Consider the following 12,556-nt stretch of genomic DNA (forward strand, 5'->3'; position numbering starts at 1 on the left):
CCACAAAAATCACGCCAACGCACTAAATTAAAACAAATTATCTTGTATCGAAACACCAATAAAATTATAACTCAACACCCAAGGTAACAACTTAAGATTTTCCATATAATTATCCACCTATAAAAAATAGCATTACCCTTCCACCTTAAGATGCGACATCAGCCAGTCTGCTTCTTCTAAAGAATCAAAACTTATAACTACTTTCCCTTTGCCACCATAATTAAAATGCATGCTAACCGTAGATGAAAGTTTTTTTGATAATTGTGCTATCCACTCTTTCTTTCTTTGCTCAAATTGGGGAGAAAGAAAAAACTCTTGCCTATCTTTTGGCATATTTGAGCGTTGAACCAATTGTTCAGTTTCCCTAACTGATAAAGACTTATTGATAACTATTTTTGCAACATCTTCTTGTTGTGCACTCGACAGACTTAATAAGGCTCTAGCATGCCCCATTTCTAATAAGCCTGTTTTTAGCATTTCTTTTACTTCATCTGTAAGAGTAAGCAATCTAAGAAGATTAGTAACTGTTGTTCGTGATCTGCCTAAAGTTTCAGCAACTTCACCATGAGTCATACAACACTCATCTATTAATCTCTTTATAGCTTGTGCCTCTTCCAATGGGTTTAAATCTTCTCTTTGAATATTTTCAATTAAAGAAACCGCCATCCCATTTGCATTATCATATTTTCGAATGATGGCAGGTATTTTTTCTAATCCAGCTATTTTAGCCGCACGCCAACGCCGTTCACCTGCAATAATTTGATATTCATTTTTATTAGGATCCATTTCTTTGACAAGAATAGGCTGTATAATCCCATGTTGCCGAATTGACGAAGCCAGCTCTTCTAGTGAAATATCGCTAAAAAATTTCCTCGCTTGATTTTTATCTGGATAAATTTTTGATAAACGCAGATCGATTGCTTCCAAAGATTGGATATCATTTTTTAGATTAATTGGCTCAAATGCAGGAAATTTCATATTAAACCGTCTCCATTTTAGTTGGCTTTTCTAAGTAATGTTGGTTTAATTTTTCTTGGGCCTCCAAAACAAATTTTTGCATTTTTTTAACATGCTCTTGATTATCTCCAGGTTTAGTATAGCCAAATAGTTTTTCCCAATGATTGAATTCTGCCTGTAAAACAAATAATTTCTTTTTCCATTCAATTTCTTCATCAGATTCTTTTTCGTGAGAACCTTCAGGCTTAGCCTCCTCTTTGAATTTATAATCGTATTTTAAAGCACTAATAAAATATGGAATAGGATAAAAGCCTGTGCTCTCTTTTTTTGCATATTTCTTGGTATAGTTAATTTTCTCTTGGATGTATTCTTCTGAATAATTATTTATAATATTTTCTAATATTGATTGGCTTAATGTACCAAAAATTGTTTTTATTTCTTTATGTATCTTATCATTTTCAATGCGACTGACTTCTGATGTTGATATATTTTTTTTGTTGTTAACTAATACTTCGAATCCAGTAATTTTTCTACCAATTCTTATTGGTTCCAAACTAACAGCAAAATTAGCTCGATCATTAACCTCTTCTAACGAGGGTGAAATAACATTTCTCGTAAGCTCCCGCATGCTTGGATATTTATCTTCAGGAACTCCTAAAATTTTTCTGAAGGTATCTAATGGAATAATTTTATTCTTTTGCAAATTAATAAACCGTGTACTATTTTCATAGAGAGCATGACCGTATTTCGATTCAAATTCAGACTGCAGATCAACGTCGATAGTACCGTATATAGATGGATTAACTAATAAATCAAGCATGATTTTATGAAAAGAAAAATTGATGGTATTATTTTGATAAAATGTGGGTGCGCCATGTAACACTCGTAAGTTTAAAAAAGAAATGTCTGTAGGCACCTTATCTTTCAATAAATTCCATTGTATTTTTAATGATGCCAACCCATCAATAGACTCTTTTAGATATTGAGTATTATTACTGTTAAATTTAACTGCTTTTAACAGCTTAGAAAAAGGCATGTTACATTCAACAGCAACCGAGTTTTGATGGTTATGTATGCGGCCATCTCCTTTTATTGCTTCATACAAAAACACATTAACAATTTTTCGTTGCAAGACACTCATTAACGAGTATGCATGAATAATTGCGACATGTTTGCGTATTATTTTTTCAGCGAACATTACCGGTTCCACTCCGTTTGGCCTTTTTTCTTATTTTTTCCTCATTATTCTACTCAAAATAGCAGCGCGGATTATGGCAGCTTGAGGGCCTCTTATATCAGGATATTCCTTTACAACTTCATTTCTCATATCAGAAAAAAAACATCGTTGCTCAAATGTCATGTAAATTTTATCAAATACAAAGTTTTCACTATTCCCTTCTGCATTAAGCACCATTTCTTTGTAATCAGGATTTTCCTTCAACATTATTATGGCTTCATTCACCCAATCAGTTTTCTTTTTTAAATTATATTTTTCAGAATTTAACAGAATTTCTCTGAGCGACTCTTTGATTTCTTTATTAATAGTAAATGTAATAATTTTCTTGTCGTCTTCATTATTATTGAGTTTCAATTTATTCATTTTAATCACATTTCCTGAGCAATTAGAGGAAGTATTTTTTTAAAGCATTCCTCAACCGATTTACCATTATTCCATTGGACATTATTGCTTATCGTATTCATTTGCTCGACAATGTTCTCGTGTAAAATGCTGCTTGAAACTAAGGCATCAAAGATAATTTTTGCAATATTTGGTTTTACCTTACCTAAACTAACATTTATTTGTTTACGCCCTCTTATTTCTTTTTTTGTAACTAAGGAAACTTCAAGTTCTTTTTTTAATTTAACAATTGCATCAAAAGATAAATTTTCTATAGCTGCCTTTAAAAGAACTTGTTGATGCTCTGCATTTTCAACTGAAATAATTAATTCAATTAATTTTATATTCTCTATTTTTCCTTCAGCAATCGCCTGTTTTATTTCTGAACTTGCTTGCAAAATCAGAATATATCTTCGAGATTGTGTTATGGACATTCCCGTTAAGTCACTTAAAATTTTTGATGTTATTTTCTCGTTATCATTTATTTCTTTATTTTCGTTTAAATATTCCTTAACAATAGCCTCAATACTCGCAACTCTTTCAGCTAAAGATAAGTCTACTCGTTCATTATTTTCAATCCACTGTAGAACTCTTAACTTTGTACCAACAGGTCGTTGACTTGCGATTCTTGCTATAATTTCTTTTTTACCAGCAATTGCTGAGGCTAATGTTCTACGTTCGCCAGCAATTAAACGACATTTGTTCCCAAATCTGTATACAAATATGGGATTAATTAATTGATCATCCAATATAGTTTTCGCCAATGATTCAAGTGACTTCCAATCATTTTTCTTTTTTGCGTAGTCAGGATCCGAAGGTTCTATTCCATTCATAGCATCATGAAGAGTTAGTGCTAGCTCACGATTGTTTTCTGGATCAAGTTCTATTTTATCCAAGGACAATACTTCTATTGATAGCTCCCCTGCATAATCATTAGCAATTGCTAATGATCTCGATATAGCTTCCGTTTTGACAGGATTTAATTTGAATTTATTAACCATAAGAAGCCTCCTTTTCCTCTATTTTGTTGTATACATTATGAAATACCCTGTCATATACATAAGAGCACCATTTTTCACTTTCAACTCTCGCTAGATGTGTTTGTGGTAGATTAAATACACAATTAGGTTTTGCATCTTCTACTACCAATTCGGAATAAATGGTTCTTTGAGCTATAGGAGGTAACAGCCATTCTTCTGATTTTTCTATTGAGCGCAAATCATTAAGAAACTTCGTATGTACTGCTGTTTTACGCACTTGGTTAGGTAAAATTCCAGCTATTTTGATAGTATCGTCCTTTACTCTTCTAAGTTGCTCTTGTGAAATCGCCTGAATCATTCCTATGGTTCCATTAATACCATATTGTTCAAGTTCAGTTGGCAATAGACCATGGCTTGCTGCGCGCAATCCGGCCATTGTTAGTGGGCCAAATTGTGGATTCGTATCGATAATAACAAATTGATAATCACTATGAGTTGATAGCATTTCGGTAAATTCTTTAAGGCGATTTATAACTTTTTCTTTTACATCAACTTTTAAAACACGTTGTGCATCTTCTAGTAATGAAGCAAAAGAAGGGAAACAATCTAAATTGTCAACCCAGGTTGGATATGGATAAATAGATTTTCCTATGAATATGTCTGCAATACTACTAACACCATCCCAATGTGGATCATCTTCTGGTAAGTTATTTGGATCCCATTCAGGATGGGCTTTAGGCATATAACCGGTTGGGTGAGCAGGATCTCTGGTAGTTGGAATCAAGCTAGACGAGGAATTTCCTTGCGGATCCAGATCAATGAATGCCCCTTTCATGTTTTTACATTTAGCTAGATACTGTGCAAGAGTGAGTGCAATGGTTGATTTACCAATACCTCCTTTGTTTCCAGCTGTTGTAATTACTTTCATCCGTCCTCCCTTTTTTAGAATAAGGTGTTTTGTACTATTACTTTTTTAGAGTAACTTTAGTGAAATCAATTTGCAAGCGGTAATTTGTACTATTCAAGTTTTTTTAAAAAAAGAAAATATATATCTTTTTTCTTCTTTTCATAACTTCCTTACACGACTTATCTGTAACCAATTGATTTTTAATTATTTATTACATTTTCATTGTGTATATATTTGGGATGTATAGTGTAGGTATATGAGTTTTTGTGTGTAGAAATATGGGGTTAATCACTTGTTTTTATTATATGTGTAGCTTTATGGGGCTTTATGGTGTAGGTATATGGTGATGGTGTACCTTTATGGGATATTTTATTTTTTTATATAGACCTTTATGCAGTAAATGTTAGGTTAGATAACTGTATTTTGCCCTGGAAATTTTAGATATTATGAGGGCTATTTACATAATGAATTTTAAAATACATTATCTCGGAATTTTCTTTGATATTTTTCTCGTTTTTTGTTGAATGTCATGATATCGCCAACTTGACTTTTGTTAATGCAAGAAGGCGGTGAGTGTCGAATTTTAGGCGCAAAGAATCATGCTGCTAATTGTCCAAGTTCTATTGTTTTTTTGAATTGGACTCTCTATTGTGTCTCCGAGTTGGTGTTGTCCTACGGGCACGGCGAACAGATTTCTGTTTTTTTCCATGAGATCTCGGATGATCTTTGCACTGACTGGTGATTTGAAATGAATTAGGCTTTTTTTCTTCGTGCGGCTTATGGGTATTTTCGATCTGCTTATTGGGCTCATTATGCGAGCGATGCAAGGTGCGCCCTTGCTCATTTGCTAAATAGCTTCGAATGGCTTTTAATTTTCCTACCACAATCGCTCGCGGCTTGGTATAGGGCACAATAGACAAAATAGGACGCGAATCGCCGATTTTTTGTTACGGTGATTTTGCAAGAACACATCTAGCTCATGCCCCTCTTCATTTATGGCACGCCATAAATAATACACCTAGTCATTGTTGCTAAACTGTCGCTCATCCATATGCATTTATCAGAAGGTTTAGGCCATCATCTTCTTAATCACACCCTTAAAGTAAGAGTTAAACTTAAATCGCCATTGACGTATCGTTTCATAGCTAACCTCAATGCCACGATATAATAATTCTTAGATACGTCTCGATAGCTGTTGTTAAAAACGGTGATAGCTCCATACTGCTATACTAATTAGCTCTACAGGGTAACGTTATCTTTTCGGTTTCCTTTAAGGCATTGTAATCTCCCAATATACTGATCTCAGCTTGGCCAAAGTTAAGTTGATAGTACTTTAACTCGTGTCATTCATCCCTTTAATGAGTGACTCTATTAATTCTGTTTGACATTCTCTTTGGCATTCGAAATGATAACTGGTATTAGGGATGAGCAAAATGGTATTAATGCTTCTATTGAAATTGATAAGTGGATTTTCGGTGGTGTGTTTTTTGTAAAGGTTTGCTGTTTAATGATTTTTAATAACTAATTTAATCATAGACTTTTCTCAAGCTGCTATTGGCATCTCATTATTTTGATAATATAAATGCCTGTTTCTAATAATTTTATACTTGATGTAATTAAATTTTAAAAAAATTAATTACTAATGTACTAAAAGAATGAGATTTAATTATTTGCAAATGTAAATTAATAGGTTTTTTTCCATGAGCTATTGGTGATCTAAATTGTTTTTAGAGTAGTTACTGAGTGAAATTTTAATTAGAAATTAATCTGGTTTCTGTTTGAACAAATGCTTTTAATTTCACGTAATTGTTACTATAAATCATAAAATAAATAAATTGTCCCCCGGGGACATTTTTTATAAGTTATTGATTTTAAACAATAAACAAATGAATGAATTCTGTAATTCATATGAATTATTAAATGGTGTGGTTTTATGGGAGGGCATAACAAGTCCCACTTCTAACAAAACCACATGAAAAGTGCGAAGAGTGAAACGCTTGTCAATCGCAACAATTTACTACAAATGTTTCAGCAAAAATTAATGCTGAATGGGGGTATTATCGAAGTGAATTCTGCTAGTGAAGTTAATTGGCTTATTATGATAATCAACAAAAGAGAGTAGTTGATTAGCGAATATCATAAGCGTTTTTAACTAGCTTTAGGTTTGGATATCCACATTTTTGCAAACTGCTCTATTGTATTTTTTATCAAATTAGGGTACTCCTTGTGGGGCGTATGACCACAATCATTAACAATAATCATTTTTGAAAAATAGTTCACATGGTTAACGATAAACTTTGGAAACGCAGTTGATCTATATTCATCCCTGTCACCATGAGTTGCCAATACAGGACAAGTAAGTGCCTTCAGATGATCTTGTAAATTCCAATCTGAAAAGCTGGCTGATAATCATGTATTGGTCCATACATCTAAATTAAGTGGTAGTTAGAAAACAGAAAGAGATAAAAGCAATTACTAAAGTGACTTTGTTTGGATGATTTCTTGTTTAAAGGATCAGCTTTTAGCAAAACATCACTGAAAGTCAATTTTTATCCACTTAAGTAAAAAAATCAACTTCCATATTTTAGTTTTAAGCGTTGTTTTGACTATAACCAATGGTTTTAGTTGCATAAAAACGTCGTTTCATTAAGCGCTATTAAAACGCGTTTAGAATAACTCTGTATATTCAATAATCATTAAACATAGATAGATTCGATATTAAAAGGGAAGCTCAGTTGGTAATGCGTGCTTTGAATGCCATTTTTTTGAATAGAAGTAGAGTAATTATCTTAAATCAAACCGCGCTACCCGTGCAAAATGGCATGAATGTCGCCTGGTTGGAACGATGCTGAACTCTATTATCGATGACGAAGAGCACTACATGCTGTTACCCCAATCAGAATATGAACAATTATCCCAATATTCCTTTGAAAAAGTGCATGAGTATTTTGATGAAAATGAACCTTTAGGTGGCTGGTGGGATCCAAAAAGCATCCGTTCAGGTAACCTTATATCTACAGCACCATTAAGACTATTGAGTCACTAAAAAAAGAATGACTGAACACAAATTATTCGATAGAATGATCAAGATTTAACCGCTCCAGGAAAGGCGCTCGGTTGATTGTTGTTTCAAACCAAATTAAGGAAACGTGGTAATGAGTAACATTCTAAATATTAAAAATCTATTTCACCCTTCAATGAGCAACCGTAAGACCTTATCTTTAGGGTTGTTAGACCTTACCACAAAAACTTTAATTACATCTCAATCCAATACGTAAAAGGTACTGGTAATTAACTCAATAATTTAAAAGATTTCCCGTCACCATGTTTATTTTAAGATTAGCCTGATAATCATGTGACACTGTTTAGCATTTTAAAAAGTGGATGACTCACTCATTGTAAGGAAGAATCATGACGTATCAAAAACTGGAACTTGAGTTGGTGTCTTCACTCCATCAGTCAGAAAACATGGAGCAGGACGACCTCAATCAAAAAACAAAAAAAGATAAAGAACGTTTTGAGAAGATTGTAACTACTCAAAATAAAATACAAAAAATTAAAGCAGATCTGAATCAATTAATTCAGGCGATGAATCAAAACCCAAGTCTATTATCTCGGGCTGCCAGCTTTTGGAACGAAATCCCTTTGTGGCAAAAAATTACCGCAGGTGTAGTGCTCACCGTACCTCTTTTGATGATTGGACTCATGGCAAATCTTGTAGCCCTTATTACGCTCAGTATTGTTACTGGGATTGTTTATACGGCAAGCCACATCCTTCTTGAAAATCATCAGAGTCAAAATACAGATAATATCGAAGGTTTAAAGGCAGGAATTTCAAGTCTTGCTGATCTGCTGGACTCGGTTATTTCAATTTTAGAGCTCTTACGCGAACAACTGGCCATTGAAATTGATGCATTCCAGAAAAAAAATACGCGCCTGACTGTGAATATCGAACAATTTTCTGAACAGATTAAATCATTAAAGTCACAAATTAATGAGCTTACTGATACCGAAAAAGCACTGCGTGCAACTCAGATTGAACTCGAACTTACTGCCAAAACGCTTAAAGGCTCTATAGAGGGGCAGTCACAAGCTTTAGAAAACACTCAAAAAGAATTGGAGCAGGTTGTAAAGGCGTATAAAGAAAATCAAAATCAGTTGTCTGATAAAATAAAAGAACTTGATGACATTAAAGAAAAAATGGGGAAAGAAGTGGAGCAGGCGAGGGCTGTTGGACTTGTCTTAAGTGGAACAGTGAAAACATTTTCTAACATAGTGATTCAAGACAAAGAACAGCGGGCTGCTTTTCAAAAAAGATTGGAGGAATTTTTAAACAATAAAGAGAAAAGCTTTGTTGAGGTAGCAGACCGAATTTGTGAGGCCGAACACAAACTTTCAGTGGTTACAAAACAACTAGAAGAAAGTAATCAGAGGTATCGCAAGCTTTTAGACAGACAGGAACAACAGATTATTCGCCTGGAACAAATGAATGTGTATCAATCCGATGAGGTGCAGGAATCGTTTGATGGAGTTAGGCCAAGTATTAATGGGTTTTATGCAATAAAAAAAGAACCTCCATTTTTGCCTGAACCTATCCATGGGGCTGCGATATTTGCTGTAGTATAGATGTCGATATTTTGTTTTGAAGACTGTGTTTGAATAGGTGCAGCCTTCAGATTAAAATGGCTGACCAGGGGAATGAACAGTGGAGCAAAAGAGAGCTAGAAAGGCAATTTAAATCAGCTTTGTTCAAGAGAACAGTCCTAAGCCCAGCAAAAAGCATCTATGACATTAACCCAGTCTCATCTAAGTGCTATTGGTATATTTAAAGATACGTATATGGTGGAGTTTCTAGGACTACCTGATGGTCACAGTGAATCAGATTTGCATCAAGGTTTACTTACAAAGCTTAAAGATTTTTTTATTGAATTGGGGCGAGATTTTTTCTGGATTTATTATTTTTTCATAGGGGATTGAATTGTCTCGTTGCTTAAAAGTAGGGCGTTTTGAACCCGAATATCTTGGGAAATTATCATTTTATTTGGAAGCATTAGATCGTGACGCCAGAAAACCACATGAAAATCCTGCAATGGGTGTTCTTCTTTGTGCGAGCAAAGATAATGGGGTGGGTTGAATACTCTTTAAATAGAACAGTTTCTCCCGCACTGATTGCGGAATATAAAATTCAATGCCGGACAAAAAGCTATTGCAGGAAAAACTGCATGAATTTTATATACAGAATGAGCGAAGCGAATAAAGTGTAGGTCAAATAAGGTTTGGCCATTGAGTAGGAAAAAAATGCCATAGCCATTTAGCAACTAGCGCGATAACTATTACCCATAAGAACACAATAATTGACGCAACCACCCAGTTTTTGGGTAATAATTTACCCTTATCAATAGAAATCTCTGCAAGCCGATTTCAGTCATTCCAAGCTTCTTGAGGTATTAGTTTAATAGCTAAGTAAATTCCTAAAGGGATAATGATTAAATCATCGAGTAATCCTAAAATAGGAATGAAATCAGGAATTAAATCAATTGGGCTTAATGCATAAGCGAGAGTTATAAATACAACTAATTTAGCTTTCCAATTAACTCTGGGATCGCGTTTAAGGAAATATAATACCCAAACATATTTCTTCATGGATACCATTATTTTATTTGAATTATTCATATACGCCTTTGTGGGCTTGTTTTGCACTTATAATTCACCATTCTCACCTTTATCGATATTTTCCTACTCACATTAAATGACTTTATTTCCACTGCCATTGTTCTATTTCATCGGGGTCGATACCGTGTTTTTTAATATAGACACGATGCTCTGAGAGCTTATTATCATATTTCTTATTAAGCGCTGCACTATCCTGCTGAGGAATAACTTTTTGTTCTGCCATAAGGGAGAATACTTCTTTGGCAAGATGCCATCGACTGGTTTTATTTCTAATATGCATATCAAAAGGAGTCGTTGTAGAGCCATTTTCCACATAACCATGAATGTGAAATCTACTGGTGTCGCCCATCGTAAATAATAACTGCTGCAGGACAGAAGGGTAACCGTGAAAATTAAAAATGACAGGCTTATTTTCTGTGAAATAGTCATTAAAATTGTTTTTTGAAAAAGAACAATCAGAATTTCCAAAGCCTAAAGCGGAAAGCTCAAGAATATTAACAAAACGAATTTTAATGGATGGCATGTCCTCTTGAATCAAAGTAATGGCTGCAAGGGCTTCTTTGGTTAAATAGTCTCCTGCTGCTGCAAGGACAATATCTGGGTTAAGGTCGCTTGCGAAATCCCAAATCATCAGACCCTGCTCAAGTTCTTTTCTTGCTAATTCTGGCGTTAGCCAGCGGGGCTCTAGTGTTTTACCTGCAACAATCACGTTGACTGCATTACAGGAGGTAAGGCAACGCTCTAAAACCACCAGCATAGTAGTGGCATCCGGTGGAAAAAAGGCACGCGTAAAACAGCCGTGTTTTTGTAGAAGATTTGATATAAAACCAGGATTTTGATGCGAAAATCCATTATGTTCTTGCCGCCATCCTGAAGAAGTTAAAATATAATTCAAAGAGGGGATGTCTCCTCGCCAGGGAATGTTGCGGGCAATTTGTAAAAATTTCATGTATTGATCCGTCATGCTGGAGACGATTTGAATAAAAGCTTCGTAAGAGGCAAAAATCGCATGACGACCAGTTAACACATAACCTTGCATGAGTCCTTGAAGAGCATGCTCACTTAACATCTCAATGACTCGTCCATCGGAGCTTATATCCTTATCCCATGCTTTTTTCAATTGCACATTGGCGCGCTGAGTAGTTTCAAAAATTTTATCGAGCTTATTGGAGTAGGTTTCATCAGGGGAGAAGAGACGAAAATTACGATGAATTGTATTGAATTGACACAGTTCATTTAAATAAATTCCAGTACATCGCATGCTGCTTGAGCCTATTGTTCCTGGAGTGGTTGCGTCTTCTGCAATGTGTTCGATGGTAGGAAGCTTAAGCGCTTTGACTTGCGGTTTGCCTCCAAAGGCATGTCTGCTATTACCCATGCATAACTTACTATCAGGAACGAGAGAGCGAATGTGTTCGTTAAATCCATTTTCTTTATTAAACAGGGTTTCAAAATGATAAGACCGAAGCCATTGCTCTAGAAGTCGTAGTTCTGAACGATCAGTCTTGGCTTGTGTGACGACTACCTGATGAGAAAGGCAATTGCCTTCAATTTTTTGGCCATGTAAGGTTTTAATTCCCGTCCAGCCTTTTAAGGTTTTTAAAATCATCATTGGAAGTCTTGGCGGTGTTTTTAGGTTGCCCTTGCGAGCTGATTCTTGGATGGCTCGAATGGTTTGATAACACTGATCAAGCGCACCCATCATTTTTTGATGAATGGCTTGACCTTCAACAATAAATGGCTGATAGCCGTAGCCATAAAAGAGTGATTTCAATTCTTTATTGCTCATTCGGCCAAAAAGGGTTGGGCCAGAGATTTTGTATCCATTTAGGTGAAGAATAGGAAGAACGGCACCATTAGTCGCAGGATCAATGAATTTATTCAAATGCCAGGCTGTGGCTGTTGGTCCTGTTTCAGCTTCACCGTCGCCAATAACACAAGCGACAATAAGATTAGGATTATCAAGTGCAGCACCATAAGCTGTAGCGAGTGAATAACCCAATTCACCTCCTTCCAAAATAACACCAGGAGTTCCAGGGTTGCTGTGGCTTGGAAAACCATAAGGCCAGCAAAAATTTTTAATAAGGTAAGCTATTCCTTGTTCGGTATGTGTTGCTTCTGGATAGTATTTTTTTAGAGTCCCCTCAATAAAAAGATTGGCTTGTAGCGCTGCATAACCATGACCTGGACCAAGCACAAAAAGGATGGATGATTTGTGTTTTTTAATAAGATAATTAAGATGAGCATAGATGAAATTAATGCCTGGGCAAGTACCCCAGTGACCCAATAAGCGTGGTTTGATGTCTGCAAAGGTAAGTGGTTGTTCCAGTAAGCAATTGTTCATTAAATAAATTTGCGCGGCAGAGAGGTAATTGGCTGCTCGCATATACTGTTTTATGGATTCAATGGCGTCCTCCATCT

Annotated in this window: 9 protein-coding genes and 2 pseudogenes; 3 read left to right on the plus strand and 8 right to left on the minus strand. The window is 35.1% G+C overall.

Going from position 1 to position 12,556, the window contains the following annotated elements:
• Window positions 1-132 precede the first annotated feature (132 nt).
• The 6 genes from LFA_RS17465 to LFA_RS20685 all read right to left on the minus strand — a co-directional run bounded on the left by LFA_RS17465 (window position 133) and on the right by LFA_RS20685 (window position 5,480).
• The gene (locus LFA_RS17465; RefSeq protein ID WP_045097741.1) at window positions 133-978 is read right to left on the minus strand and encodes a ParB/RepB/Spo0J family partition protein; all 846 of its coding nucleotides are present in this window, start codon (window positions 976-978) and stop codon (window positions 133-135) included.
• 1 nt (window position 979) lies between these two features.
• Window positions 980-2,155 carry a replication initiation protein gene (locus tag LFA_RS17470; protein ID WP_045097742.1) on the minus strand — a complete coding sequence of 392 codons (1,176 nt, stop codon included), beginning with the start codon at window positions 2,153-2,155 and terminating at the stop codon, window positions 980-982.
• A gap of 30 nt (window positions 2,156-2,185) precedes the next feature.
• Complete coding sequence (locus LFA_RS17475) at window positions 2,186-2,557, minus strand: hypothetical protein (protein ID WP_045097743.1); 372 nt, start codon at window positions 2,555-2,557, stop codon at window positions 2,186-2,188.
• Between the two features lie 5 nt (window positions 2,558-2,562).
• A complete protein-coding gene (locus LFA_RS17480) occupies window positions 2,563-3,576 on the minus strand; it encodes a ParB/RepB/Spo0J family partition protein (protein ID WP_045097744.1) in 1,014 nt (337 codons plus the stop codon).
• The gene (locus LFA_RS17485) at window positions 3,569-4,483 is read right to left on the minus strand and encodes a ParA family protein (protein WP_045097745.1); all 915 of its coding nucleotides are present in this window, start codon (window positions 4,481-4,483) and stop codon (window positions 3,569-3,571) included. The genes LFA_RS17480 and LFA_RS17485 overlap by 8 nt, the downstream gene beginning before the upstream one ends.
• An 856-nt stretch (window positions 4,484-5,339) precedes the next feature.
• A complete protein-coding gene (locus LFA_RS20685) occupies window positions 5,340-5,480 on the minus strand; it encodes a DDE-type integrase/transposase/recombinase (RefSeq protein ID WP_157010447.1) in 141 nt (46 codons plus the stop codon).
• A 1,827-nt stretch (window positions 5,481-7,307) separates the two neighbouring features.
• Between LFA_RS20685 and LFA_RS19965 the strand changes: the two genes are divergently transcribed.
• The 3 genes and pseudogenes from LFA_RS19965 to LFA_RS20510 form a co-directional block, all read left to right on the plus strand.
• Window positions 7,308-7,508 (plus strand): hypothetical protein, encoded by a 201-nt coding sequence (locus LFA_RS19965; protein ID WP_157010448.1) that lies wholly within the window; start codon window positions 7,308-7,310, stop codon window positions 7,506-7,508.
• 365 nt (window positions 7,509-7,873) lie between these two features.
• Window positions 7,874-9,088, plus strand: coding sequence for a LegC2/C7 family Dot/Icm T4SS effector (locus LFA_RS17495; RefSeq protein WP_045097747.1), 1,215 nt, complete (start codon window positions 7,874-7,876; stop codon window positions 9,086-9,088).
• A 50-nt stretch (window positions 9,089-9,138) separates the two neighbouring features.
• Window positions 9,139-9,719, plus strand: a pseudogene (locus LFA_RS20510) (PDDEXK nuclease domain-containing protein); the annotation flags it as partial.
• Between the two features lie 167 nt (window positions 9,720-9,886).
• On the opposite strand, the pseudogene LFA_RS19970 reads toward LFA_RS20510, so the two are convergent.
• Window positions 9,887-10,135, minus strand: a pseudogene (locus tag LFA_RS19970) (YkvA family protein); the annotation flags it as partial.
• 82 nt (window positions 10,136-10,217) lie between these two features.
• Window positions 10,218-12,554 (minus strand): phosphoketolase family protein, encoded by a 2,337-nt coding sequence (locus LFA_RS17510; RefSeq protein ID WP_045097748.1) that lies wholly within the window; start codon window positions 12,552-12,554, stop codon window positions 10,218-10,220.
• Window positions 12,555-12,556 lie beyond the last annotated feature (2 nt).

The organism is Legionella fallonii LLAP-10 (assembly GCF_000953135.1).
Lineage (GTDB): Bacteria > Pseudomonadota > Gammaproteobacteria > Legionellales > Legionellaceae > Legionella > Legionella fallonii.